Origin of the sequence: Seongchinamella sediminis, from assembly GCF_003457605.1 — a bacterium.
Lineage (GTDB): Bacteria > Pseudomonadota > Gammaproteobacteria > Pseudomonadales > Halieaceae > Halioglobus > Halioglobus sediminis.
Map to the genome: position 1 here is coordinate 287,921 of NZ_QRAN01000003.1, position 25,250 is coordinate 313,170.

The 25,250-nt window shown below is 60.6% G+C and carries 29 protein-coding genes and 1 tRNA gene; 11 read left to right on the top strand and 19 right to left on the bottom strand.

What is annotated here, in order from left to right:
• Positions 1-15: 15 nt before the first annotated feature.
• On the bottom strand, positions 16-483 hold the full coding sequence (locus DWB85_RS04480; RefSeq protein WP_117952994.1) for a MaoC family dehydratase: 468 nt from the start codon (positions 481-483) through the stop codon (positions 16-18).
• A 268-nt stretch (positions 484-751) separates the two neighbouring features.
• On the opposite strand from DWB85_RS04480, the gene DWB85_RS04485 reads away from it, so the two are divergent.
• Both DWB85_RS04485 and DWB85_RS04490 read left to right on the top strand, forming a co-directional pair.
• Positions 752-1,927, top strand: coding sequence for a steroid 3-ketoacyl-CoA thiolase (locus DWB85_RS04485; RefSeq protein ID WP_117952995.1), 1,176 nt, complete (start codon positions 752-754; stop codon positions 1,925-1,927).
• 12 nt (positions 1,928-1,939) lie between these two features.
• Positions 1,940-2,854 carry an SDR family NAD(P)-dependent oxidoreductase gene (locus tag DWB85_RS04490; RefSeq protein ID WP_117952996.1) on the top strand — a complete coding sequence of 305 codons (915 nt, stop codon included), beginning with the start codon at positions 1,940-1,942 and terminating at the stop codon, positions 2,852-2,854.
• Positions 2,855-2,999: 145 nt separating this feature from the next.
• On the opposite strand, the gene DWB85_RS04495 is transcribed toward DWB85_RS04490, so the two are convergent.
• Entirely contained in the window at positions 3,000-3,566 is a 567-nt protein-coding gene (locus DWB85_RS04495) for a hypothetical protein (protein ID WP_117952997.1), read from the bottom strand.
• A gap of 33 nt (positions 3,567-3,599) precedes the next feature.
• Positions 3,600-4,277 carry a class D sortase gene (locus tag DWB85_RS04500; protein ID WP_205422658.1) on the bottom strand — a complete coding sequence of 226 codons (678 nt, stop codon included), beginning with the start codon at positions 4,275-4,277 and terminating at the stop codon, positions 3,600-3,602.
• 217 nt (positions 4,278-4,494) lie between these two features.
• Here DWB85_RS04500 and DWB85_RS04505 point away from each other — a divergent pair, with 217 nt between their 5' ends.
• Positions 4,495-5,646, top strand: a complete 1,152-nt coding sequence (locus DWB85_RS04505; RefSeq protein WP_117952998.1) for an epoxide hydrolase family protein — start codon at positions 4,495-4,497, stop codon at positions 5,644-5,646.
• A gap of 38 nt (positions 5,647-5,684) precedes the next feature.
• Here DWB85_RS04505 and DWB85_RS04510 read toward each other — a convergent pair whose 3' ends face one another.
• From DWB85_RS04510 to DWB85_RS04530, 5 genes are all read right to left on the bottom strand, one after another.
• Positions 5,685-7,298 (bottom strand): hypothetical protein, encoded by a 1,614-nt coding sequence (locus DWB85_RS04510; RefSeq protein ID WP_117952999.1) that lies wholly within the window; start codon positions 7,296-7,298, stop codon positions 5,685-5,687.
• Between the two features lie 141 nt (positions 7,299-7,439).
• Positions 7,440-9,149: an amidohydrolase gene (locus DWB85_RS04515; protein WP_117953000.1), complete on the bottom strand. Its 1,710-nt coding sequence runs from the start codon at positions 9,147-9,149 to the stop codon at positions 7,440-7,442.
• Between the two features lie 25 nt (positions 9,150-9,174).
• Positions 9,175-10,302, bottom strand: coding sequence for an acyl-CoA dehydrogenase family protein (locus tag DWB85_RS04520; RefSeq protein WP_117953001.1), 1,128 nt, complete (start codon positions 10,300-10,302; stop codon positions 9,175-9,177).
• A gap of 11 nt (positions 10,303-10,313) precedes the next feature.
• The gene (locus tag DWB85_RS04525) at positions 10,314-11,549 is read right to left on the bottom strand and encodes an acyl-CoA dehydrogenase family protein (protein WP_117953002.1); all 1,236 of its coding nucleotides are present in this window, start codon (positions 11,547-11,549) and stop codon (positions 10,314-10,316) included.
• 64 nt (positions 11,550-11,613) lie between these two features.
• Positions 11,614-11,838, bottom strand: coding sequence for a SlyX family protein (locus DWB85_RS04530; RefSeq protein ID WP_117953003.1), 225 nt, complete (start codon positions 11,836-11,838; stop codon positions 11,614-11,616).
• Positions 11,839-11,910: 72 nt separating this feature from the next.
• Here DWB85_RS04530 and DWB85_RS04535 point away from each other — a divergent pair, with 72 nt between their 5' ends.
• Together DWB85_RS04535 and DWB85_RS04540 are read left to right on the top strand one after the other, a co-directional pair.
• On the top strand, positions 11,911-12,276 hold the full coding sequence (locus DWB85_RS04535) for a translation initiation factor Sui1 (protein WP_117953004.1): 366 nt from the start codon (positions 11,911-11,913) through the stop codon (positions 12,274-12,276).
• Between the two features lie 319 nt (positions 12,277-12,595).
• On the top strand, positions 12,596-12,994 hold the full coding sequence (locus DWB85_RS04540; protein ID WP_117953005.1) for a hypothetical protein: 399 nt from the start codon (positions 12,596-12,598) through the stop codon (positions 12,992-12,994).
• Positions 12,995-13,021: 27 nt separating this feature from the next.
• Here DWB85_RS04540 and DWB85_RS04545 read toward each other — a convergent pair whose 3' ends face one another.
• From DWB85_RS04545 to DWB85_RS04570, 6 genes are all read right to left on the bottom strand, one after another.
• A complete protein-coding gene (locus DWB85_RS04545) occupies positions 13,022-13,639 on the bottom strand; it encodes a TIGR04282 family arsenosugar biosynthesis glycosyltransferase (RefSeq protein WP_117953006.1) in 618 nt (205 codons plus the stop codon).
• A complete protein-coding gene (locus tag DWB85_RS04550) occupies positions 13,632-14,321 on the bottom strand; it encodes a TIGR04283 family arsenosugar biosynthesis glycosyltransferase (protein WP_117953007.1) in 690 nt (229 codons plus the stop codon). Before DWB85_RS04550 ends, DWB85_RS04545 begins: the two co-directional genes overlap by 8 nt.
• Before the next feature lie 2 nt (positions 14,322-14,323).
• A complete protein-coding gene (gene arsS, locus DWB85_RS04555) occupies positions 14,324-15,280 on the bottom strand; it encodes an arsenosugar biosynthesis radical SAM (seleno)protein ArsS (protein WP_117953008.1) in 957 nt (318 codons plus the stop codon).
• Positions 15,281-15,305: 25 nt separating this feature from the next.
• Positions 15,306-17,240 (bottom strand): transglycosylase SLT domain-containing protein, encoded by a 1,935-nt coding sequence (locus DWB85_RS04560; protein ID WP_133300563.1) that lies wholly within the window; start codon positions 17,238-17,240, stop codon positions 15,306-15,308.
• 119 nt (positions 17,241-17,359) lie between these two features.
• Positions 17,360-17,920 carry an aromatic-ring-hydroxylating dioxygenase subunit beta gene (locus tag DWB85_RS04565; RefSeq protein ID WP_117953010.1) on the bottom strand — a complete coding sequence of 187 codons (561 nt, stop codon included), beginning with the start codon at positions 17,918-17,920 and terminating at the stop codon, positions 17,360-17,362.
• A complete protein-coding gene (locus tag DWB85_RS04570; protein ID WP_117953011.1) occupies positions 17,917-19,197 on the bottom strand; it encodes an aromatic ring-hydroxylating oxygenase subunit alpha in 1,281 nt (426 codons plus the stop codon). Before DWB85_RS04570 ends, DWB85_RS04565 begins: the two co-directional genes overlap by 4 nt.
• Positions 19,198-19,317: 120 nt before the next feature.
• Here DWB85_RS04570 and DWB85_RS04575 point away from each other — a divergent pair, with 120 nt between their 5' ends.
• Positions 19,318-19,935 (top strand): TetR/AcrR family transcriptional regulator, encoded by a 618-nt coding sequence (locus DWB85_RS04575; RefSeq protein ID WP_117953012.1) that lies wholly within the window; start codon positions 19,318-19,320, stop codon positions 19,933-19,935.
• A gap of 26 nt (positions 19,936-19,961) precedes the next feature.
• Here the strand turns inward: DWB85_RS04575 and DWB85_RS04580 are convergent, their stop codons facing one another.
• Positions 19,962-20,384, bottom strand: coding sequence for an Hsp20/alpha crystallin family protein (locus tag DWB85_RS04580; protein ID WP_117953013.1), 423 nt, complete (start codon positions 20,382-20,384; stop codon positions 19,962-19,964).
• Positions 20,385-20,632: 248 nt separating this feature from the next.
• Between DWB85_RS04580 and DWB85_RS04585 the strand changes: the two genes are divergently transcribed.
• A tRNA-Arg gene (locus DWB85_RS04585) sits at positions 20,633-20,709 on the top strand.
• A 110-nt stretch (positions 20,710-20,819) separates the two neighbouring features.
• Here DWB85_RS04585 and DWB85_RS04590 read toward each other — a convergent pair.
• The 4 genes from DWB85_RS04590 to DWB85_RS04605 form a co-directional block, all read right to left on the bottom strand.
• On the bottom strand, positions 20,820-21,101 hold the full coding sequence (locus tag DWB85_RS04590) for a BrnA antitoxin family protein (RefSeq protein ID WP_117953014.1): 282 nt from the start codon (positions 21,099-21,101) through the stop codon (positions 20,820-20,822).
• Positions 21,088-21,387: a BrnT family toxin gene (locus tag DWB85_RS04595; protein WP_117953015.1), complete on the bottom strand. Its 300-nt coding sequence runs from the start codon at positions 21,385-21,387 to the stop codon at positions 21,088-21,090. The genes DWB85_RS04590 and DWB85_RS04595 overlap by 14 nt, the downstream gene beginning before the upstream one ends.
• A gap of 421 nt (positions 21,388-21,808) precedes the next feature.
• Complete coding sequence (locus DWB85_RS04600; RefSeq protein ID WP_117953016.1) at positions 21,809-22,189, bottom strand: type II toxin-antitoxin system HicB family antitoxin; 381 nt, start codon at positions 22,187-22,189, stop codon at positions 21,809-21,811.
• Positions 22,186-22,383, bottom strand: a complete 198-nt coding sequence (locus DWB85_RS04605; protein ID WP_117953017.1) for a type II toxin-antitoxin system HicA family toxin — start codon at positions 22,381-22,383, stop codon at positions 22,186-22,188. The genes DWB85_RS04600 and DWB85_RS04605 overlap by 4 nt, the downstream gene beginning before the upstream one ends.
• A 142-nt stretch (positions 22,384-22,525) precedes the next feature.
• Here DWB85_RS04605 and DWB85_RS04610 point away from each other — a divergent pair, with 142 nt between their 5' ends.
• The 4 genes from DWB85_RS04610 (at position 22,526) to DWB85_RS04625 (ending at position 25,150) form a co-directional block, all read left to right on the top strand.
• On the top strand, positions 22,526-23,086 hold the full coding sequence (locus DWB85_RS04610) for a hypothetical protein (RefSeq protein WP_117953018.1): 561 nt from the start codon (positions 22,526-22,528) through the stop codon (positions 23,084-23,086).
• A 17-nt stretch (positions 23,087-23,103) separates the two neighbouring features.
• Positions 23,104-24,069 (top strand): AraC family transcriptional regulator, encoded by a 966-nt coding sequence (locus DWB85_RS04615; protein WP_205422659.1) that lies wholly within the window; start codon positions 23,104-23,106, stop codon positions 24,067-24,069.
• Positions 24,070-24,177: 108 nt separating this feature from the next.
• Positions 24,178-24,948, top strand: coding sequence for a class II aldolase/adducin family protein (locus tag DWB85_RS04620; RefSeq protein WP_117953019.1), 771 nt, complete (start codon positions 24,178-24,180; stop codon positions 24,946-24,948).
• A 40-nt stretch (positions 24,949-24,988) separates the two neighbouring features.
• On the top strand, positions 24,989-25,150 hold the full coding sequence (locus tag DWB85_RS04625; protein WP_117953020.1) for a TauD/TfdA family dioxygenase: 162 nt from the start codon (positions 24,989-24,991) through the stop codon (positions 25,148-25,150).
• Positions 25,151-25,250 lie beyond the last annotated feature (100 nt).

The window sequence follows — 25,250 nt, forward strand, 5'->3', positions numbered from 1 at the left end:
GGCAGTGGCAGCGGGCTACATGTAGATGAACATCAGTTCGTAGATCAAGGCCGGGCGTTCGTCCTGGCCGACCACATGCACGTGCTGCTCGAGCACCATCTTCGTCCCCTTGGATGTGGCGCTTACCTCTTTCACCCGGCTGCGACTGCGAATCGAGCAGCCAACCGGCACCACGCCGGTAAACCGCAGCTTGTCAGAGCCGTAGTTGAGCATGTTGTTGAAGCCCACCACCTCGTAGCTTTGTTCACCCTGCATTTTGGGCAGCAGCACCAGGGTCAGGAACCCGTGGGCCACAGTGCAGCCGAAGGGGCTGTCGGTTTTGGCCTTTTCCGGATCGGTGTGAATCCAGTAGTCGTCGCCAGTCAGCTCGGCAAACTGGTTGACCATATCCTGGGTGATCGCCACTTCCTGGCTCCAGGGTCCAAACTCCTCGGACACCAGTTCCTGCATGGCTGCAACATCATCGTATTGGTACTGCTTCATGGGCTTCTCCCGCCGTGACAAAAAACCGCATTTTACGCCCGGCGAGCCCCAACCGGAGCACCGGAGGGGCAGCGAAGCCGGCCCGGGCTAACCTGCTGAACCATTGTGTGCAATCGGCTTTCCGGCTTGTCGCCGATGCGGTGAAAGCGGCAGAATAGGCGACCCCTATTGACGCATTCTGTCATTGCCCCGGGTGGTCAGTAGATTAGACTAGACACCCGTCCATTTTAGTATCGCGCCTGCGGGCGCGCTTCCAGGAGATTTAATCATGCGTGAAGCAGTTATCGTCGAGGCAGTCAGAACCCCCATCGCCCGCGGCAAACCCGGCGTCGGGGACCTCAGTGGATTTCACGCGGTGGAACTGCTCGGTCTGTCGCTGGAAGAGATCATCCGGCGGACCGGGCTTGACTACGGCGATGTAGACTACCTGGCCGGCGGCTGCGTCACCCAGGCCGGCGAGCAGGCAGGGAACATTACCCGCAACGCCTGGCTCAACCTCGGCAAGGACTACACCGCCGGTGCCACTACCCTGGACAACCAGTGCGGCTCCGCCCAGACCGCGAACCACATGATCGCATCCATGATAGCCACCGGTTCGATCGACATCGGTATCGCCTGCGGCGTGGAAGCCATGAGCCGGGTGGGCCTGGGTATGAACGTCTACAACGGCCCGGGTTACTTCATTCCCAAAAACTGGCCCTGGGATTCCACCCCCGACCAGTTCTCCAGCGCCCAGCGCATCGCCGACAATCGCGGCATCACCCGGGAGATGGCTGACGAACTCGGCTACAACTCCCAGCTGCGCGCCAAACAGGCCTGGGACGAGGGCCGCTTCGATCGCGAAACCTTTACCGTCGAAGCACCGGAGATCGACGCCGAGGGCAATCCCACCGGCGCCACCCGCACCGTCACCCGCGACCAGGGCCTGCGCGAAACGCCACGCGAAGCACTGGCAGAATTGCGCAGTGTGACCGAAGGCACTATTCACACTGCCGGTAATTCCTCGCAGATTTCCGACGGTTCCGCCGCCGTGCTCTGGATGACCGCCGAGGAGGCGAAAGCGCGGGGGCTCAAGCCCCGGGCGCGGATTATTTCCGATTGCGTGGTCGGCACCGATCCCTACTACCTGCTCGACGGCCCGATTGACGCGACCGCCCGCCTGTTCAAGCGCAGCGGCATGACCATGGACGACATCGACCTGGTAGAGATCAACGAGGCCTTTGCCGCCGTGGTCCTGTCGTGGGCCCAGGTATACAAGGCCGACCTGGACAAGGTGAATGTCAACGGCGGCGCGATCGCCCTGGGCCACCCGGTGGGCTCTACCGGCGCCCGCCTGATCACCACGGCACTGCACGAACTGGAACGCACCGACAAGAACACCGCCCTCATCACCATGTGCTGTGGTTCCTCCGTGGGCACCGGCACAATCATCGAACGCATTTAAGGAGTACGCCCCATGGGAGACCTGACAGGAAAAGTCGCAGTGATAACCGGCGCTGGCCGTGGCCTGGGCCGCGAGGAAGCCATCCAGCTCGCCAGGCAGGGCGCACGCGTTGTCATCAACGACATCGACCTGCCCGACGCCCGGGAAGCCGCGGAATCAGCGGTAGAGGAAATCAAGGACTTTGGCGGCGAAGCCATTGCCGTTTACGGCGATTGCGCCGATTCCGTCGACGCCGACAACCTGCTGAAGGCCGCGCTCGACGCCTACGGCGACATGAACATCATGGTCAACAACGCCGGCTTCTGCCGCGACAAGACCATCTTCGGCATGTCCGATGAAGAGTTCGACTCGGTGGTGCGCGTGCACCTGCGCGGCCACTTCGTCAACATGCGCAACGCCACCAAATACTGGCGCGAAAAGGCCAAGTCAGGGGATGAGGTTTACGGCAGGCTGGTGAGCACCTCATCGGAAGCCGCGTTCTACGGCTCCGCCGGGCAACCCAACTACGCCGCCGCCAAGGCGGGCATCATCGCCATGACCATGGGCGCCGCCCAGCTGCTGATCAAGTACGGCATCACTGCCAACGTCATCATGCCCCGCGCTCTCACCGACATGACCGCCGGCGGCCAGACCGCAGACATGTTCGCCCCGCCGGCGGATGGCGGCTTCCATGCTTTTGACCCGGCCAATGTGGCGCCCCTGGTGGGCTACCTGGCATCGCCGGAAGCCGGCAAGATTTCCGGCGAGGTATTTGTGGTCTGGGGCAATGAAGTCCAGGTCGCCCAGCGCCCTACCCTGCGCGATGCCTTCGTCAATCCCAAGGGCCAACAGAAGTGGGAAGTCGAGGACCTGCACAGCACCATGGCGACGCATTACGACGATAACTACATGCCGGTCTGGGGCGGGTTCTCAGTACCGCCGGTGTGACGTAAACGCAGAGGCCGTGATTGCCTGGCAAGCAGGCACAAGCGCTGGGGTAAGCTCAACAGGGAGAGCGCTGTTCGACCGAATGAGATTTATCCCACGATCAAAAAAGGGGCCCGAGGGCCCCTTGCTGTTTCAAGCGCCAGCTTCAGGAGAAGCGACGACGCAGGCCGCTGAGCACACCACCCAGGGCCAGGAAGGCACCGCCCACGGCGCCGATCAGGAACAGCGGCGATGCAGTGGTGGGCATTTCCACCACCTCTTCCTCGATCACGATCAAATCCATTTCATCGGGACCGTCGTCATCGTGAACCGCCAGTGCGAAACGGTCCTGGGGCAGGTACACGTTCAGCTGCTGACCGCGCATCAGGTCGCTGGCACGGTAGCTGCGGCCACCGATTTCAGCGCGCCAGGAACTGTCCACCTGGATTGAACGGCTGTCACCCATGGTGCCGTCGGTGTGCAGCGGACGGAAGGTCATGCGATTTCCCCGCACGCGAACCACCTCTATCGTGGACTTGGCATACAGCTCGCCATCCTTCTCGTACACTGACTGACAGGAGTCGGCGATATCGGGGTTCATCGCCAGGACTTCCGCAGACCAGTTCAGGTCGGCACAGGTTACCGTGCTGCTGACCGCTTTATCCTGTGCCATCAGCGATCCCGCTGATACGGACAGGGCCATACCTACTGCTATTACCATCTTCTTATGCATGTCAATTCCTCCTTAGTTGTGATTGACATAGGTTCAGTCGAGTGACGCTGTCACGATAAATCGCTGGGGCGCGTGTCCGACAAAATAAAACGGGTAACAGGTAACCAGGGTAACGATCTGGTCACGGGTATCCTTCAGCAACCGGGTATCAGTCTTGTCGACGATGTGGATCTCGTCCACCGTGAATCGCTTTTCCCCCTCCAGCGTCTGCAGGACAACGCTGTCGCCAACCTCGACATCCTTGAGCACCCGGAAGTAACCATCGCGGTGGCCGGAAATGCCAATATTGCCGCCTTCATGAGGGTAGGCCATGCCATCGATTACGCCAGCGGCACGGTCCATCACCAACGCCGAGGCGGTCTGGTAGACGGGGACCTTGAGGGCGATGCCGGGCACCTCCAGCACACCGAGGACCGGCGGCAGCTCGGCAGTCAGGCTGGCCTGGTAGTCGGCGATACGGCCGGGTGCCCAGAGGGTCATGTCGGGCTCGCCGGTATCGTCGAAGCTGGGGGCCCGGGCGGCGGGCTGGTAGTCAGCGGCAGCCGGGTGTTCCACCGCGGCAAGCAGGGTCTGCTGTTCAAAAGCGGCAATACTGCCCTGCCGCTGCACCTCGCCCTGGGCAAGCTGCACGACAAAAAACCCGGTGAGGACGACCCCCGCCGAATAGCTGAGCACTTCCAGGCTGCGGAAGGCTAGTGTACGCAGTTTCACCGACATACAGTGCCGCGGTTTCCCCTATAAGCCATTGAGGCCATTGTGGATTGCGACTGCAATCCGCTCTGCTTAATATTCTAGTACGTTCCAGCGAAAGCGCTAGTTCAGACAATTCTTATCAGGAAACCCTAACATAGCGCAACAATCACGCTATTGTCATTCCAGCACGCCGGATTTAAATCAGGCACTACACACTTATTGCGAGGCCCAAACCGTGACCGACAACATACGCCCCTTTACCCTGGCGATTGAAGATACCGCCCTCGATGATCTGCGCCGGCGCCTGGATGCCACCCGCTGGCCGGAAGCGGAGACCTGCGACAGCTGGGACCAGGGCATGCCCCTGGACTACAGCCGCGAACTCGCCGCCTACTGGGCCCGTGATTACGACTGGCGACGCTGTGAAAAGACACTGAACAGCTGGCCCAACTATCAAACCACCATCCAGGACATCGATATACATTTCATTCACCGGCCCAGTTCCCACCCGCATGCTCTGCCGCTGATTATTTCCCACGGCTGGCCCGGCTCGGTCATCGAGTTCAGTAAAATCATCGACGCCCTGGCGCAACCGGAATTACACGGCGGCGACCCGGCGGATGCCTTTCACGTGGTGGCGCCCTCACTGCCCGGTTTTGGTTTCTCCGGCAAATCCAGGGGCACGGGAACCGGGGTGGAAAAGATCGGCCGCATGTGGGGTGAGCTGATGGCCCGCCTGGGCTATGAGCGCTACGTCGCCCAGGGAGGCGACTGGGGCTCGATGATCACCCAGAGCATGGGGCAGACGGAAACCACCCACTGCGCCGGTATCCATGTCAATATGCCAATTGTCGCCCCCGACCCGGACACCATGGACGACCTGAGTCCGCTGGAACAATCCGCCTTGGACGCCATGGCCTTCTACAACGCGCATGACTCCGGGTACTCCAGGCAACAGTCGACCCGACCCCAGACCCTGGCCTATGGACTGGCTGATTCACCGGTGGGGCAGATGGCCTGGATCGTGGAAAAGTTCTACGCCTGGACTGACTGTGAAAAGGACGGGGTAAAACACCCGGAACATGTGCTCAGTAAAGACGAGTTGCTCGACAACGTCATGCTCTACTGGCTGAACAACTGTGCCGCGAGTTCGGCGCGCCTGTACTGGGAGAGCTTTAACAGCCCCAACCTTGAGCCGATAGCAATGCCGGTGGGCTGTTCCATTTTTCCCTGTGAGATTTTCCGTTGCAGCCGCCGCTGGGCCGAGAAGCGCTTCAGTCAGCTGATTCACTGGAATGAGCTCGACCAGGGCGGACACTTTGCCGCCTTTGAGCAACCTGAGGTGTTTGTGCAGGAACTGCGCAACTGCTTCCGCCAGTTGCGCTGAGCCGCCGCCAGGGCCTGTTCAGTCAGTGTGAACAGGCCCTAGATGTCCTCGAAATCGGCAGTGTTGAGGCTGCTGGAAAACGGCCGGCTGGGAATGACAGCGGGTTCGTCTGCTGCCTCCCGCCGGGACGGCTCCGGCTGCCGCGCCTGCAACTCGACATCCCAGGCAGGCGAAAGCCTGGCGTCCAGCGGTGACGCCGCGGGATCCGGCGGCATCTGGTAGTCAGAGTCGTCGACACAGTCGATCTCGAACTCCTGGCTGTCGGTGGGCAACACCGGCGGCGGGGATTCCACGCCGTCGATGGGGGGCGGAGGCTCGAGACTGTCGAGGGGCGGCGGCACTAGCGCATCAAGCGGCTCAACATCGAAAAAGCCGCTGCAGTCCAGTGGATGGGGCTTGCGCTCGGGACGGGGCGACAACTCCGCGGGCACCCCCGCGGCGACGGGCTCCAGCGCAGTCGGCGCCGCTGCTGGCGATGTTACCTCCGCCGCCGGGACATTCTCTTCTTCTGCTGTCGATAGCGTTGGTGCCGGGGCTGGGGTTGGCGTTTCTTCTGCTTCCGGCGCTGTCTCTGCCACCGGTGCTGGCGCTTCTGCTGACGGTGGTGCTGGCTTGCGGGATGCCGGCGTCGGCCGACTCTCGCCAATACTCGGCGACCGGCTGCTGCTACCGATAAATTCGAGGTTCTGCAGGGCCGACTCCAGCAGGCTGCTGCCGCCGCTGGGAGGCTGCAGCGCGCTATGGTCGCCACGAAAGGCCAGCGGCGCCATCTGCCGGGCCCGGGACGCGAGGGTATCCCCCACCGGGATGCCGCGGGAACCGAAACGCCGGTCCTGCCCGTTGGTCGGCGTGTGGTCCTGCACGGGTGGCGGTTCGGGTACCGGCGCTGCGGCCATGGCCTGCAGCGGCAGGCGCTGCTCCTCTGCCTCGAGCTCCACCGCTTCTTCCGCTGCGTCCTCGCCGCGCAGGGCACGCTGCTTCAACACCTCGTTGGCACACTCCGACCAGCGACCAAACTGGGCCGACTCTGCCGGATCCGGCATGCGGTGCTTGCGAAAATCGCGCATCGCCTGCATGAAGCGATGCTTGACCGCACGATAGTGATAAATGTGGTCCTCGGTTGCCAGCGGCAGGAGATCGGCGCCGCCGCGGATAATCAGCATTTGCGGTGGCAACTGGCCTTGCAGGCTGTGCAACAGGTCGGCCAGGAAACACAACCGGAAGTTGGAATTCAGGGTGGTCTTGGCCTGGGTGTCGCAGGGAATGTACAGATAGTTGCCCAGCTCCGAAAAGCCGCTGGTGCGCATCAACAGATTGGCAGAACCCGATAGCGGCCCCAGCGCCAGTTGCCCGTTGACGATGTAATCCACCCCGCGACGCATGGCCTCCAGCGTTTCCCTGCGCCGCGCCGGCTCGGGAGCATCCCAGTCGACCAGGCTGACGTGTTTGTCCTCGGCGCGCAGGGTTGCCGCCAGTTCGTCCTGGCGTTCCATGGAGTTGGCAGGGGGCTTGCTGTAGCGGTCCGGGGGAATCCCGTGGTCAGGGTTTTCCAGGGTCAGCCGCTCCATCCAGCAGGCGAATGGCGACTCCCTGAACAGGACGATGTCTTCGGAAGTGTAGGTTACGGCGTTATCAACACTATAGCGGTACATGAGCGGCTGTTTGGGTCCCCCTGCGGTTGCCAACAGCATAAGTTGTCAAAGTACTTAGGCCGTTTGCATATTTATATAGGAATGCCGCGCGCGAGGCAACGGCGGCGGCAAATTTGCTGCCGCCACTGCCCCAATTGGGGACTACTGGCGCCGGTAAATCGTGGCCCCGCCGATGAGGGTGCGCTCGACCCGCAAATCGCGCATCGCCATGGGCTCCTGCAATGGGCTGCCGGACAGCACGATCATGTCCGCCAGCTTGCCCGGCTCCAGGGAGCCGATGCGGTCTTCCTGGAACACCTGCCAGGCGGCGTCGATGGTCACCGCCCGCAATGCCGACATTACATCGATGCGCTGGGCTGCGCCGATCACATCGCCGCCGTGGCTGAGGCGGAACACCTGGCTCCAGACCGCCTGCAGCGGTTGCATGGGCACCACCGGCGTATCCAGGTGGGAACTGAACACCAGACCCTGCTCCTGGGCCCAGCGCGCCGGGCTCATGGCCGCCGCCCGTTGCGGGCCCATGAAGATGTCCCGGTGCCGGTCGCCCCAGTAGTAAGTGTGGGCGGAGAAGAAACTGGGGGTCACGCCCAGCGCCTTCATCCGCGCCACCTGGTCCTCGCGGGCCATTTGCGAGTGGATCAGAATCATCCGCGGGTCGGCCACCGGGTGGGCCTGCTGGGCCGCCTCGAAGGCATCCAGTATGTCCTCGATGGATTCGTCGCCATTGCCGTGAATGGCCAGCTGGTAGCCCTGACTGTGCAGGGTCTTGACCCGTTCGATGAGCACCTCGCGGGGAATGGCCGGGTAGCCGCGGTAATCCTCGTCGCCCTTGTAGGGCACGTGGTAGGGATGGCTCAGGTAGCCGGTGTAGCCCTGGATACTGCCGTCGGCCACCAGCTTGATCGCCGGCATGCGAACCCGGTCAGTGGCGTATTTGCCGGGATCGAATTCACCGCTGTCGATCTGCTCGGCAAACTCGTCGTCAAAGGCAAACAGCACCAGTCGCTGGGGCACTATACCCAGCTTGCTGGCATAGAGCATACCCGGGGCCGACTCCGGGGTGGTACCGCCGGACTGCGCCGTGGTCACCCCCACCCGGGCATACTCCCGCACTGCCGTTTTGATCACCCGGTACAGGTCGGTCATGGACATATCCTGCATCTTCATCATGATGTCCATGCGGGCAGTTTCTTCGAGCAGGCCGTTGGGTTCGCGACTGCCCTCCCGGCGACCGATGACGCCGCCCACGGGATCCTCGGTGTCAGGGCCAATACCGGCCAGTTCCAGGGCCATACTGTTGGCCACCACCATGTGTCCCGACACATGCAGGGCCACCACCGGGTGCTCGCTGGATACCGCATCCAGCTCAGCGCGGGTCGGGTGGCGCTGCTCCGCCAGCAGGGTATCGTCATAGCCGGTACCGAACACCCACTCACCGGGGTCCACCGCCGCTGCCTGCTCCTTGAGCGCGGCGAGCACGTCGTCCATGGTTTGCTTGTCACCCACCGGCGGGCTGGCGAGATCGGCGGCAACCGCGGTCAGGCCGGAGCCGGGAAAGTGCCCGTGGGCATCCACGAAGCCGGGCATCAGGGTGCGCCCGCGCAGGTCATTGACCTCGGTACCAGGCTCCACCAGCGCCATGATCTCGTCGCTGCTGCCCACCGCCTCAATCACCTTGCCGCGCACCGCAACCGCCTCCACAACGCGGTTCTGCGCATCCATGGTGAGCACCTCGGCATTGATAAATACCTGGTGTTCCGGGGGCGCGGGCAGGCGCGTGGCTATTTTCACCAGCACCGCGGCACCGCCCAGCAATGCCACCAGTACCAGTATGCCTGTCTTCCAAGTCATCACTTACTCCCGTGCTGGCGCCGTTTCAGGCGGCCTCATCGATCATCAGTTCCGCCAGCCGGGCCCGGTGCCATACCGCGTCGCCCCACAGCATCTCACTGTGCTTCTGGCGCTTGAAAAACAGGTGCACGTAGCACTCCCAGGTAAAGCCGATGCCGCCGTGCATCTGCACCGAACGGCTGCTGGCAAAGGCCGCCATCTCCGACGCCGAGGCCTGGGCCATGTGGGCATAGCGGGCCGCTTTTTGCGGCTCGCAATCCACCGCGCAGGCGGCGTTGTAGACCAGCGACTTGGCCTGGTCGATCATCACCATGACATTGACCAGCGGGTGCTTGACGGCCTGGAAGAAGCCCAGGGGCTTGTCGAACTGCTGGCGCTGGTTGACGTATTCGACCGTGGTTTGCAGCTGCCACTCACCGGCACCGACCATGTCGGCCGCATACAGCGTCCAGACCGCGGGCATCGCCTGGGCCAGTGCCGCCGTGGCATCGGCAGTCACCTGGCGGGCGGGGGCGCCCTTGAAGTCGATGTGGGCCTGGTCGCGGGTCAGGTCGACAATCGCGTCCTGCTGCACCGCAACGCCCTCACTAGCCACCGGCAGCCAGTACAGGGCCGGCCCCCCGTCGGTCTGGGCGCACACCAGCAGGTGGCTTACCTTGCCGGCGTCCTGGACATAGTAGCCGCGGCCGTTCAATGCCTCGCCGTCAGCGCTGACCGGGGTTTCCGCCGCCGTCCACGAACCGTGCTCATTGGCGATGACCAGCGCCGCCGTGGCGCCGCCTGCGATGTCCGCCAGCGCGTCCTCAGCGCCGGCGCCCGCGGCCGCCAGGATGTAACTGGCGGCCAGCGTCGACAGCAGCGGGCAGGGAAAGGCGGCGCGTCCGGCCTCCTCCACCAGTCCCGCCACGCCCACCAGCGGCATCCCCACCCCGCCCTGGGCCTCGGGTACCGCCAGCAGGGTCCAGCCGAGATCGACCATTTGCTGCCACAGCGTCTGGTCCCACTGCACATCGGGTTCCCGCCGGGGGTTGGAGTCGGCGGCAACCAGCTGGTGCAGGGTGCCAGCACTGAAGTGCTCGCTGAATAATTTGCGGGCCGACTGTTTCAGCAGCGCCGCTTCCTCGGAAAATCCAAAATCATCGGGTTGTGCCATGTCTGTACTCCTTATTTTGACTTGGCCATGCCGAGCACACGCTCGCCAAGAATGTTGCGCTGGACTTCACTGGTACCGGCGGCGATGGTGAAACCGAATGAGTTCATATACGACATGGGCCACTGGCCACCGTCGGGGGCGGCTTCGTCCGCCAGGTACAGTGAACTGGCCGCGCCCGCGACTTCCAGCGCGATGCCGGCGGTGTCCTGGGCCAACTCGCTCATTAACAGCTTGTTCTGCAGGGCCAGGCGCATGGGGTGATCCTGCAGCGCCGTGACTCGCGAGCGGCGCTGGTTGGCCGCCATGCCCGCCTCGCGGATAAGCTGCTGCATCATGCGGTCGCGGATGATCGGGTCCTCCGAGGCCGGGGCCCCGTTGCGCCGGGTGTTCCGGGCGAGGTCTATCAGCGTCCTGGCGCTGGTAATGTGGGCGGCGCGGGTCTGCATACCGCCGGAACGCGGGGTGACCAGCTCCCCGGCCCCCCGTTCGTGCAGCAGCGTGGTCATGGCGACCTGCCAGCCCTTGCCCAACTCATCGAGGCGATAGCTGTCATCGACCTCCAGGTCTTCAAAAATCACCTCGTTGAAACCGGTTTCGCCGGTCATCTTGATCAGCGGTCGCACGGTAACGCCCTTGCCCAGCGCCGCGCGAATGGGCACCACAAAATAGGACAGGCCGTCGTGCTTGACCGACTTGTCAGTGCGCAACAGCAGAATCATCCACTCGGCAAAGTGCGCCAGTGAGGTCCACATCTTGTGGCCGTTGATCACCCACTTGTCACCCTTGCGCTCGGCGAAGGTTTGCACACTGGCGAGATCAGAACCGGCGCCTGGCTCACTGAAGCCCTGGCACCAGATGTCCTCGCCGGAGAACAGGCGCGGCAGCAGGCGCTGCTTGAGTTCCTCCTGGCCGTGGTAGAAAACCGTGGGGGCGGCCATGCCCAGGCCGATCACGTTGGGCAGAAACGGCGTGCCGGCAGCCAGCATCTCCTCGTTGGCAATGCGCTGGCAGTTCTGGTGGCCGCCGCCGCCCACTTCCACCGGGTAGTCGCAACCGATCAGGCCTGCATCGTAGGCGGCTTTCTGCCAGGCCTGCAGATACTCGAGCTGCTCCCCGGTCATGATTTCCAGCGGCGTCAGCGGCAAGCGCACCGGCGGCTCGCCGGGGGTATTTTCCGCCAGCCAGGCCCTGGCCTGCTCCCGGAATTGCGCCTGTTCCGGCGTGTCCCTGGTACCCTGTTCTGCCATACAGTCTCTCCTTTTTTCTGTCGTTATTGCGTTGTTTACGGGCCGATCACTCAGCGTGAACAGGCTAGTAATGGGGCGGCCTCTGATCCGCCGCCGGTCCGCCCTGGTCAAGCTGCGCCGCCTGTTCTTCCTGGCGCTGTTTCAACAGCGTCATTTGCTCCCGCAGCACCAGTATCTCCCGCTGCTGGCTGGCGATCGCCTCGTTCAGTGCGGCAATGGTGTCCTCCTGGAAAGCCATCTGGCTCTGCAATTCCACCACCTGCGCCAGCAGCTCCTGGGTATCGGTCATCGGCTTAGCCTGTTTGCCTTGATCAAGCGGGCTAATATACTGCCCCGCCACACGGATTGACACGGCAGCGCTATGAGCAAGGCAAAAAAAACATCCCAACGTCTCGTTTATTCAACCGATGGTGGACGGCTGTGCCCCCAGTGCCATCGCCCGGTGGCCGGGTGCGTCTGCGGCAAGGACCGGCCAGCCGCCACCGGCGATGGTATTGTTCGCCTGCAGCGGGAAACCAAGGGACGCGGCGGCAAAGCCGTCACCGTTGTCACCGGCGTTCCCCTCGCAGGCCAGGAATTAAAGGCCCTTGCCAGGGTTTTGAAGCAGAAATGCGGGGTTGGCGGCTCCCTGAAAGGTGAAAATATCGAAATTCAGGGCGACCAGCGGGCGACAATAAAAGCGGAACTGGAAAAGCGGGGCTTTACCGTTAAAATCGCAGGCGGATAGGGCTTTACAAACATATATCTACATTTTATCGTTTTTTAACGACATTTAAGCCGATGTTTTGGGCGAAAGTGTCGCCTTTTTGCGCTCCACCAGAGCCATTAAAACCCGAGTTACAGTTCATTTCCGAAATATTTATTAATTAAATGCCGCAAGGCGTTATTTTTATTGGATTTTATTTTTTCCTGTGTTAAAAAGTACCCTGTGAGCACGGAACTACGGGGAAATGGGATAGTTCTCGCGACATAAACCGCGCCACATAAGAACCATAAGTGAAACCGCAGTATCTGACGGATTTGACATCCCTGCGAGGTAGTAGGTTATGTACGTTACCGCAGAACACCTGAGAGACCAGGTCATCCGCCCTACTCTCAAATACCTGGGAAAATGGACTCCGGCAAGCGAGTCGTTCCTGCTCAATGCCGCCGTAGACGCCCCCGACCTGGGGCTGTTCTCCGCCCGCAATGACGGCCTCGGGCTGTTCCACATCACGGCATCCCAGCACCGTGACCTGTGGGACCGCTACCTGGCCTTCAATCCGGACATGGCGAGCCGGGTGCGGGGGCTGGCCAGCCAGCGGGCCTTTCTCAGCGACCCCGACGGCGAGTTGCAGACCAACCTGAGCTATTGCACCGCCATAGCCTGGCTGCTCTACCAGCGCGCCGGCCTGGCCAAGGACAGCAGCAGCGCCAGCGGCAAGGGCGAGATGGCAATGGCCTGAGCCGGTCGGGGCCCCGCCCCAGCCTGCTCATTGCGCCGTTTCCGTTACCGCCCGCCACAGGGCCAGGTCCTCGGGCCGGTCAACATCCTGCAGCTCTGCCAGTGGCTGCCACTTCGTCCCCGTGTCACTAAACCTGGCGACCGTGTCGGCATACACGCTGGCACTGCCCCACTGCACGCCGCTGAACCAGCGCTTATCCAGTTGCCGCACCCCGATCAGCACATAACCGCCATCGGCCGCCGGCCCCAGCACCGCATCACTGCGGTCCAGCGCGGCAATCGCCGACTGCAGGTAGCCGCGATCAATCTGCGGACAGTCACTGCCCACCAGAATAACCTTTTGATGATGCTCCAGGCCGCGTTGCAGGGCGTGGAACATGCGTTGCCCCAGGTCTGCGCCCTGCTGTGCGCGCACCGCCCGCACGCCCAGGCCCTGGCACTGCCGGAACAGCGCGGCGGCCGGGTTGCCCGCCACCGCCAGTTCCACCCGGCCGAGACCGGCAGCAGTGAGCGTGCGGGCTGTCCACAGCACCAGCTCCCGGTGCAGCTCACAGGCCTGCTGGGCACTGAGGGGGGGGATCATCCGGGTCTTCACCTCGCCCGGCAATGGTTCTTTGGCAAACTGGATCAACAGCAGCTCAGGCATCCTGGCCGCCCCCGTAGTAATAGCGCCACAGGCGCTGCGGCGATACCCCGAGAAAATAGGCCAGTCGCAGCCCCCACATGGTCACCACCGTCCTGAGCACGCCGTATTCGCGCCAGCGCCGACTGGAGGTGCTCACCGGCTCGCTGATCACCAGTGGCCGGCTGTCGCGGCGAAAGCGCTTGCAGATCGCCACATCCTCCATCAGCGGCTGGTTGTCAAAACCGCCCGCTGCCAGCAGTGACGCGCGCTGGAAAAAAAGCATCTGGTCGCCGGTGGCGATGCGGGTCAGCCGCGAGCGGCCATTGATAAAGACGCTGATCAGCCGGCACCACCATTCATCGCCGCTCAGGCGCAGGCGGCAAAAGCCCCAGCGGGGGCTGGCCCGCAGGTAGCCCGCCAGCGCCGACTCCGGTACCGACGGCAAACTGTCGGCGTGGAGAAAAAACAGGTAATCGCCGCTGGCCGCCTGCAGTCCCGCATTCATCTGCGCGGCTCGACCGGGCGAGGACTGCAGCAGCAGGTCGCACAGCGCTTGCGCCAGGCTGCAGGTTGCATCGCTGCTGCCGCCGTCGACCACCACCAGCTGGGCCCGGGGATACTGCGCACGCAGCTCGGTCAACAGCCCGGCAATGGCACCGGCCTCGTTGAGAGTGGGGATAATAAAACTGCAGGTCGGCGCCACGCCTATAGCGCACCGCCACAACTGCTGCCCTGGCCCGCGGTGCAGCCATAGCAGTGCTCGCCGGTGACAATGGCCTGGCCGGCGAGGCTGCGCCCATCGAGCAGGTCGCGCAGGTGCAGCCGGGAGTCACTGGCCAGCACCGGCAGTTCCAGCATCTGGTTGAAATCGCAGTCGTAGACATGACCCTGCCAGTCAACGCTGAGCAGCGACTTGCACATCAGCCCGGGCAGGTTGCCCGCGCTGAAATTGTCGCGCAGCAGCGCCATGTACTCGGTGTACTTGCCCTGGGACAGCAACACCGCGCCAAACCGGCTGATGGGCATGTTGGTGATGGTAAACAGCTGGTTAAAGTGAATACCGAAGCGCTGGCTCAACTCGCGCTTGTAATCGGCCTCCAGGGCCTGCTGGGGCGGCGGCAGCACCGGCCCCACCGGGTTGTAGACCAGGTTCAGCTGCAGGCGAGGGTCGCGGCCATAGCCGAGTCCGTTGAGTTTGCGAATGGCGCGAATACTGCTGTCGTATACCCCCTTGCCGCGCTGCTCCTGGACGTTCTCCTCCAGGTAACAGGGTAGCGAGGCGGTGACCTCCACCCCCTGCTCCGCCAGGAATTCGGCCAGGGATTCCTGTCCGGGCTCGAACAATACCGTGAGGTTACAGCGATCGATGACCTTGAGCCCGCGCGCGCGGGCGGCGCGCACCAGGCGCCTGAACTCGGCATTGAGCTCGGGGGCGCCGCCGGTGAGATCCAGGGTATGCACCTCGAGCCGGCGGGCCACCTCCAGTACCAGGTCGACCGTCTCGGCGCTCATCTGTTCGCTGCGGTTAGGGCCGGCATTGACGTGGCAATGCACGCAGCTGAGATTGCACAGGTAGCCGAGGTTGAGCTGCAGGGTTTCCACGCCCTGGCGCACCAGGGGCGGAAAGTCGCTCTCCAGCAGCAGCGGCCTTGTGTCCTGCATTGGCTTTCCCGGCTAGGTGGCGGTGTTAATAGAGCGCGCTGCGCTCCGCTTCGGTCAGCAGGCTGTGAGTATCACCCAGCCGATACTGGAATACCACGTTGTAGGACAACACGGCCTGGACATAGTTGCGGGTTTCCCGGTAGGGAATGGTCTCCACCCAGATATCCACTGGCACCTGCGCCCCGCTGCCGTTGCGCCAGCGGTCTACCCGGTGCGGCCCGGCATTGTAGGCTGCGAGGGCGAATATCCGGTTGCCGTCGAAGCGGTCGAGCAATTGCCGGTAGTAGGCGCTGCCCAGCAGGATATTGTGCTCAATCTCGTACAGGTCCTCGCGGCTGTGGGGGCGGCCGATTTTCGATGCTACCGCCTTGCCGGTGGCCGGCATGATCTGCATCAGCCCGCGGGCTCCCACCGGCGAGCGTGCCTCGGGAAAGAACGCGCTTTCCCGGCGGGCGATCGCCATCAATTCAGTGTGCGATACCTGCTGTGCAGCTGCATACTGCTGGAAGGTATCCTCATAGGCGGTAGGGAAACGCACGTCCAGTGCGTCCCAGGCCTGGGCCCGGGTGGCGGCATCAATGGCCATGCGATGCCAGCCCTGTTCCGCCGCCAGTCGCGCCAGGGCCTGCTGCTGGCCGGGTTCCGCGGTGTCCTGCAGCACCTTGTACCACTCCGAGTGGGCGTTGCGCTCCTCGCGATGGAAATTGAGTTCCCCGATGCGCTGCACCGCGGGCAGGCGATGCAGGGTAGCGGTACCGGCCGACTGCAGCACCAGCGGCTTGTAATTGAAGGCGTAGGGCTTGCGCAGGCGATCCGCCGCCAGGAAGCCATAGTAGTCACGCTCCCGGGCCAGCTCCTCCAGCAACTGCCGGGCGGCCACATCGTCACCCGCCTGGGCCAGAGCCCGGGCCCGCCAGTAACGCCACACGCCTTTTTGCTGCGCCTGGGCCGACAACAGGGGCAGGGTGTTGCTCAGCGCCGGCCAGTCCTGCTCGGCCAGCGCCCAGCGCAGGCGGATTTCAATCAGCTTGTCTTCACCCAGCCGCTCGAGGGCACCGGGCAGCCACGCCAGGTTGGCATCCGTCCTGGCAAACAGGCTTTGCAGGGTAATGGCGTATTCCACCTGGCGGCGCTGCTCATCGCTGAAACGCAGGCGATCACGGTAGTAGCTCCAGTCGTCCAGCGCCCTGGCCGGGTTGTAACGAGCCAGGTACGCCAGCCCGTGGGACGCGATATCCGCCGAGTAGGCCTGACCGGCTGGCAGGCTGTGGCTGCGCAATTTTGACGGCTGCCGGTAAACCGCCAGCAGCGTGTCGGACCAGGGCCTCAGCTGCTCGCTACCCTTGCGGGCGACGTAGCTCATCAGCGAACGCTGGCGGGAATCGAAGGCCTTTAACAGCCGCGCCCACACCACCTCGTCGCTGATCTGGTCCGCTTTCAGCCAGGCGTTGAACAGCGGGTCGCACTGCTTGGGCCGGGATGTGCCATGCACCCAGAGACGCTCGGCGCCCTCCCAGGCCGCCAGGGTATCGCCAGTGGCCAGCTTGGCCCGGAAGTAATAACACTTGAGGTCGACACTGACCGGCTCGTCCGGCTTTACTGCCAGGAAATCCTGCCAGCGCCGGTCCTTGCCGGCCTGGCGCAGGTAGCTACCCAGGAAGCGATTGGGCAGCGGCGTGTCCTCACTGAGGCTGATAAAGCGCCGGGCATCCGCCGGGCGCACCTTGCTCACCTCGCGGTTGAGCTGGTAGTAATCGAGGTAAACCGCCAGCGGATAGTCATCGAGACCGGGACGCAGTTTCCGGTACTCGGTCCACCGGCCGCGATCAATGGCCTCTACCGCCTCCGAGTAGCCGGCGCGCGAGGCGTCCAGCTCCTCGGCGGGCGCGGGAATGGCCAGCGCCGATGGGGCGATGAGGAAGAGGAAGGCATAGACCGCGACTCTGGCCTGGTACCGCAAAACAAACACCTTCAGCGAAATGCTGTTACTGAATGCGCCCCCGGGGTTGGAGTCGCTACACAACTACAGATTGATACGAGCCGCGGGGGAATGCAACAGCTGCGGGAAAAAATTCCCGCTCAGAACAACAGACCCACCGTGGGCAGGTTGATGTCGGCGTAGTCCAGCACCACCTCGCGCTGCTGCAGCAGGTAAGTATCGCCTTCCTGACACAAGGTGTCGCGGCGCTGGCCGCTGTACAGGAACTCCGCTGAGCCGGGCCGGGCATAGAACAGGTGAAAGTTGCTGACTACCGCTAGCGCCTCGCCGTTGCGTGCCATGAGTTCCACATTGCCGATGATGCGGCGGGTTCTCGCCGGCGGATTTTCCGACCAGGAATTGACCTTGAAGGCTCGCTCAACCCGCAGCATCAGGTGCACGTAGCGCTCCTCCCGCAGCGGACAGCCCAGGGACCCTGCATCTTCCAGCTCGCGCTCCACGCTGATCATATCCTCGCTGCCGCGCTGGCGGTTATTTACCATCGGGTTGGTTCGTGCCGGCAGCCGGTAGCTGATCTCGGGAGACAGCAGCGCCAGCCACTGCTGGTACTGGCGGCTGTCCAGCAGCCGGGCCTCGTGGAAGTAGAAACGCTCCAGTGCGCGCTGCTGCTCGGGTGCGGTGTACTCGGACAGGGTGCTCATTGCGCATCCTCCACGGCCTGCAGGTCGTCTCGCCAGCGGCGAAAAAAGTGGCGGGCATAAAACTCATTGGCGGTGACAGAGACCAACCCGGGCAGCTGCGGGTGCTCTTGCTCCTCGCCAAGACCCAGGCCGTAAAAAAAAGGCCGGTCATCAGCAAAGTCGATATTGGCGCCCCGGTACTGCTGCATCCATACCTCTGAATCTTCCTGTTCCAGTATGCCCCCGGGGCCAAAGAAAGAGCTGTAGTTGCTGCGCAGGACCCGCTTGATGTTGTCCGGGGCGTCGGCGGGCACCACCGCCCAGCTCCAGTACTCCACCTTACCCGGACCCCGCGGGTGCGACACCTTGAACGCGGTGTTGGACCAGAGGAAGGACAGGTTGGGGTATATGCCGTAAGTCAGGCCTTTCATCCGGGCCCGCAGCTCCCCTACCCTCTCCGCAGCCCGCGCCTGCACATCGCGCAGGTATTGCTGGACTTCCTTACCACCGAGGATGGCGCCCATGCCCTCCATGCCCCAGGCCACCTCGTCTACCGGCGTATCCTCAAGCATCAGGCGAAAGGTGGCACCGTGGCCGGGAGTCGTCACCGCGCTGTAGCCGATCTCCTCGATCTGGTCCTGGATTGCCCGGGGAATAATCGCCGCGTGCAGGAAGGCCCCGTGATTGACGTCGCCCAGCTGGTTTTCCACCGGCAGTTTCCAGTTGGCGTCCAGCACCCAGCGATGCGGCGCGCCAAGGAACTCGATGCCCGCCGGGAAGCGGCCGAAGAAGGCATCCAGGTAGAATCGCATGTCACCCAGGTAATCCTCCAGCGCAATAATATGTTCATCAAAGCTGCCAAAGACTAGCCCACGCCAGCTTTCCAGCCGGGGCACCTTCTTCAGCCCCAGGGTGGACTTGTCCGGCTTGCACCTGACCTCACTTTCCTGGGGGATGGTGACCAGGTCGCCTTCGACCGTGTAAGACCAGCTGTGATAGGGGCAGACAAAACGTCGGGTGTTGCCGTGGCTGGCCCGGCACACGGGCAGGCCACGATGGGTGCAGCTGTTGATGCTGGCATGGATGCCGCCGTCACTGCCGCGGGCGAGGATGACCGGGGTTTCGCACATGTAGGCCTGGACAAAATCACCCGGCTGGGGAATCTGTGATTCGTGCCCGAGGAACAGCCAGGCGCGGCCGAATATGCCCTGTTTTTCCAGCTCGTATACTTGCGGATCAGACCAGCAGCGCCGGCTGACCAGTGAGGCATCATGATTGACAAGATCGGCTACGCGCATACCGCGCCTCCTTAAAATTATCGTTTATTAATTTATTAGGGAATATACCGCCGCAATTATCGAAAAAGCGACCGATTTATGCTATCAATCGCCTATTAATTGACTATCGGTTGATAATTTATGCCAAACAAAGACCGAAAGCTCACCAAGGGCCAGCGCACCGCCGGCCGACTGCTGGACGCGGCCGAAGAACTGTTCACCCGACAGGGTTATGAAGGCACCAGCCTGCGCCAGATCGCCGCGGCCGCGGACATAAAAGAGCCCGGCATTTACAACCACTTCAGCGGCAAGCAGGGACTGTATGAGGCTGTGTTGCATCGCTCGCTCAACCCCATGGCCAGGGTGATGTCAGAGCGGTTGGATAAGGCGTCCGGGCTGCGCGATTACACCGACCTGCCATCACTGGTGACCGACGTGCTGATGGACCACCCGCAAATGGCCTACCTGTTTCACCAGGCACTACAGGGCGACAGCCAGTCGGTGGGAAACCGGCTGGTACTGCGATGGCTGGATGGTTTGTTCTCCCAGGGCTTGCAAGGCATGAAGGACATGGGTGGCAACAGCGACGGGGAAACCCTAGCGCTTAACGTTATCGCCCTGTTCAACATCGTCACCGGCTACGTACTCGCCCAGCAGGCTTTCCATGCCATGACCGGGGGCGATATCACCGACCCGGCCACCCTGGAGAAACAGAAACAGCTGCTGCACCGGGTGATCCGGGCCATGCTGATCAGCTGACCGCCCGCGGCGGTCAGCCTGGGCGATCAGTCGATTTCGATGCGGCGCCGTACCGGCGGTTTCTCCACCATCTTGGGCGCTTTCAGCTTGAGCACGCCGTCGCTGAAGGAGGCCTGAATGTCCTCCTCGTGAACATCACCGCCCAGGTTGAAGCTGCGCATGAACTTGCCATAGCGCCGCTCCTGGCGAATGATCCTGCCCTCTTTCTCTTCCTTGTCCTCCTGGATGTTTTCCGCCTCCAGGGTGAGGATGCCCTCATTCACATGCACGTGAATATTTTCCTTGGGTATGCCGGGCAATTCCGCGGTGATCTCGTAGTGATCATCCGCATCCTTGATATCCACCCGCGGGGCAAAAAATTCACCCATCTCGCGGTCCGCCACACGCGGCCAGTTGTCGCCAAAAAAGCGATCGACATCGAATAAACTGCTACGGGGAACTAAAGACATCCGACACCTCCTTTTACATGTGGTTTGTCTTTTCCTGTAGCAATAAATAGGGCTGGCTCCACGACTTTTCAAGGGCCCGGAGACAATGACTCTGGAACACTTGATTCATATCAAACTGAAGGTTTCGGGACCGCTTTTGCCAGGGGTATACTCACCACAGGGCCCGCGCTGTACCGGGCCCGGGCTGTACCGGGCCCGGGCTTGCCATCAACCGCCGCAACAGGAATAATGCGCCCCTTTCTTATTACCCGCCTGTAGCTCAGCTGGATAGAGCAGCCGCCTCCTAAGCGGCAGGTCGCAAGTTCGAATCTTGCCAGGCGGACCAACTCCTATAGATTCATGGACTTATAACGACTGCACCTGCCGATGTTCTGGGCGGGATTGTTGATTGACAGTCGATTGGTCGATGATCTGCCGAACAGATCGCGAACCAAACTACCCCTGCCGACTCTCTTTAACATCGTCCGCTAACCAGGCCTTTATCAATGACTGGTAAGGCATGTCTCGTTTATTAGCCTCGATCTTAATACTTTCGAGTAAGCCTTCTGGCAACCTCAGGGAGATCGTCTTGGTGGAAGGTTTCAAATTTGGCAATGATGCTGATTCAGTCTGAGTCCAATCAACGTACTCACTGGAATCATTAACTTCCCAAAACTCTCGTTCTTCCTGCTCTGAAGCGAACTTCGGTATGCGCTTGGTTTTCTTACGTTTGCTCATATACTGCCCTCTCCTTCCGATGCATATCTCTGGCGGAGATCACCCGGATAAGGGTCCCTCCTCCTCTCAGGGTGAACGTGACATGCAACTTTCTTCCGGCGTCCGTCTTTCCCAGTGTATGAACTCTTGTTTCATCAAGGCTGTGCTTCGGGTCGGCTGACAACAACAGCGGGACATTGAAGAACAGTTGCTCCGCCTCAAACTGGCTTACGTCATGCTTGTCTGCACTCTTGCGAGCGTTACCCGCGTCCCAGTCAAAGCCTGTTATCTCGTTGAGGTCAATCATTGATGTATATTACTATCATATACACAACTTTCAAATGTGCTGGATCGAAGTGATGGACACCGGCCTAGCACGGTCACCTTTACCAAGCGCTTGTTCTTCAAATGCTCACATCCTGCGTGGCTCGAATTACGGGGGTACGGTCAACCCCCCGAAACACCTCCCCTACCCGTCTCACCCGTCGAACCTGACGTAACCACGGTTCGGTTCGGAAGAAGTTCGCAGTTCAGTTTGGAAAAGCTGTTACGAATCTTAGGCTTGCTGTGGGCGGAGACCGAAACTGACCTCGAACGAGTTCGGGATAGGCTCGGTTGGTGCGGTGTGGGAAACAGAACTTGCAGAAACGCTTTATTTTTCATCACGCTACAACGACAGACCTGCCTCCTCACTCCAACTCCTAAGCGGCAGGTCGAAAGTACCTGTGCTACGTCAAAGCCTTCAGCGCTGCCTCCGCCAGAAACCTTGAACGGTTCTTGTGCTTGGCGTCGATTTTTCTGATTATTGCGCTTGGTAGTGTCACGTTGATCTTCTCGGTTTTACCCAAATATGGGTTGAGATCGATATCCACAAAGCCCCAGGTACCGCCGGCATAGTCAGGATTGTCCAGGTGGGCCTCGATGGGTTCGGCACTGGGAATTTCCATACCCTCCTCTGCCATTCCCTCGAGGTGAAACTCGATGGCTTCGATCACACTATCCAGCACCTCATCAAATGAATCGCCGGCAGAGAAACATCCCGGCAGATCGGGGACACTGACTCCGTAGGCGCTGCCCTCATCATGGTGCACTACAACTGCGTACTTCATGTGATGCTCCAATCCTCCAGTCCTGCCTGGCGCAAAATATTCTTCACGGTACCCTTTGGCACGTCCCTTTTTGGGTGCGGGATCGTAACCAGACCCGGCTTGGTGGGATGCTTAAACTGATGGTGGCTACCGCGCACGCGCCTTAGCACCCAGCCATCTTTCTCAACAAGCAAAATCAACTCCTTGCTTCTCACGTCCCCTCCTTGGGACTAAGCAGATAATAACCCCAGAGTTATATTTATTTCAAGCTTGTGAAGCCGATGGCATAACATCGAGATGCTCTAATATCTGTCGGTATTACTTGAAACTAGCTCAATACTCGGGAGCCTCAGCAGAGTGGATTATGAGGATGAAAAACAGCTGACAAGGGTTACCTGGCTACGACGAGCACTCCTCACCTGCACTATTCTCGGCCTGCTCGCAACAAACATCCCCACCGTTACCCGTACCGCCTTTAACGCAGCCCTGTCTGGCTTCATGAGTGCAACATTGGGGATAGCCACGGTTACGGAAGCCTTTCAGTCAAAGATCGCCAAACAAGATCAGGCCATGAAAAAGCATAAGGTAGTTACGAGGAAGTTCGGCAATCGGTTAGCAACCAGAACCAAACGCTTCACTGCGGCCAGCGTGGCTGCGATACCTGGAGAGACTATCCGGCTACTGAGGATAGAGATACTAGCGGCAGCTTGTAGTGGTCAACTAATCCCGGATATACCCTTTTCAAGTTTGCCCGCCAGCGCGATTAAGCTAGGATTAAGTGCCAATATCTATCTTATGTCAAATTGCGGCAGCGATCAGAAAACTGAATTGTCCCGACTTACCGATCTAAGCTCAAAGGCCACATCGCCCCGCCACCAATTGGAGCCAATGTCATCAATACAGATGCACGTTACATAATCTGGTTACTCGACTTTTTGTCTTCTCTGGGCATCGATACAGAGGCGCTCAAAGAGCAAAACCAGATTAGGCCTGCGCAACTTGAAAACCCGGACAATGCGATCAAAGCAGAGCAGCATCGCGGAGTTCTCAGGGACGCTCTGGTCGCGAGCAAAGACACGGCTTTGGGGCTGCGAATTGGCCTGCATCGCTCGATGGCAACGCTTGACCAGTTGGCTTACCTGATGATATCCAGCGCAACATTACGTGAGTCAAGTACCGTGGCGTTACGCTATCAGAATTACTCTGGTCGGTTTTCGGGAGGACAAATCGTTACGTCCTTCAGTGAATCCAACGGCGAGGGTTGCTATCAGGTTCAAGCGCAGGCGACCCTCGGAGAACTACGCTTGCTCGCGGTTGAAGATGTCCTGGCAAATATCATCACAACCTGTCGGTGGGTTCTAGGTGAAAACCTGCCGGTAACAAGGTTGCACTGTGATTATCCTGCCCCTCCGCACGCTGAGTTGTATGAGACTATCTTCAGTTGCCCGATTCAGTTTGACTCTGTTGATACGAAGCTATATTTTGACGCCGCGATTCTTGATAAACCGCTACCACAAGCCAGCCCACAGAGTGCCGCACTATATGAGGTAATTTGTGAAAAACGAAGCATCTCGCGAAATCAAGGCAACGTAGCGTGGCGAGTCTGGCAGATTATCGTTGATAACCCTACTGAGCCACCGACTATTGATCAAATGGCCAAGCAATTGCACTGTAGCAGTCGAACCCTCAGTCGCAAACTCCAGGAGCAAGGCTGGACTTACCAGCAGTTGCTCGATCAGGTACGCGAAATACATGCACGTCGGTATTTAAGTGACCCCACGTTATCTTTGACCCAGGTAGCACACTGTCTTGGTTATGCTGACAACTCCGGTTTTCAGAGAGCATTCAAGAAGTGGACTGGACATTCCCCCAAAACGTACCGCGATGCAATTTTCGGCTAGCAGCACTGTGGCGTGATTGGACACAGATTTGGCTGGATTTGCACTGCCAGAACCACCAGCATGCACTAGCATGAAGCCCTCTAGTATTTGTGACGAGAGGGACACTCTATGAATCAGTATGACGGATTGAATCAAGCGATGGTGGAGCAGTTCGCCCCAATGCCCGGTCGCCGAGCGCTATTGCCTGAACTCAGTGAAAAAGCTCGCGTCGCTCTGATGTGCAGGATGTTGTTTAGAGAAGGCTGGAACGAGCACATTGCCGGACATATTTCTTATCGCCTACCTGATGGGACGATATTGACCAATCCCTGGGAATTGGCCTGGGATGAATTGACCGCCAGTGACATTATGACGCTGGACTCAGAAGGCCGAATTATTGACGGAAAGTGGAACATCACACCGGCGATTGGCCTGCACATTCAATTACACGCGTTGCGCCCCGAGGTTAATGTCGTTATCCACAACCACGCGCATTGGAGCGGAATTTGGGCAAATCTGCAGCGAGTACCTCCAATATATGATCAAACTGGAGCACACTGTGGTGCAGAATTGCCCATCTACAATGAATATACCGGAACCTTTGAGAAAGAGAAAAGCAGCTTGTCCGCCGCAGAAGCGCTAGGTGACGCCAAGTGGGCCCTGCTCGCCCATCACGGTTCACTAGTGGTTGGCAAGGATTTGCGTCAGGCACATCTGCGCGCAGTCACCCTGGAATGGCGCTGCAAACGCGCCTATGAAGTTGAGCTGGCAGGCGGTGCAGAACCGCTTGGCAACGAAGAGATAGAGAAGGTCTCTATTACAGATGCTAATGGCTTCCCGTTTTGCTGGGAAGCGATGGCTCGAAGGGAGTTGCGCCTGGATCCGAGCATAGTTGAATAAAACTGCCCACATTCAATTGACATAATTAAAGGAAATAATGATGACTCTCACTGTTTCGCCTCTGGAAAACGTCGGTGCAGAAATCTCCGGTTTCGATATCAGTGATCCTCTCACCGACGAGATCAAAGCGGAACTGAAATCACTGTGGTACGAACATGCCATTCTGCTCTTTCGCGATCAGTGCGTATTCCGGCGAACGTGACCGTCCGTTCCGGGCATCGTGACCGACCTGCACACCAATGCTCGCTGGCGGCAGCAGTTTTACACTGACCGGTCACGTTCAGTCAATTTGTCCCTCGTTT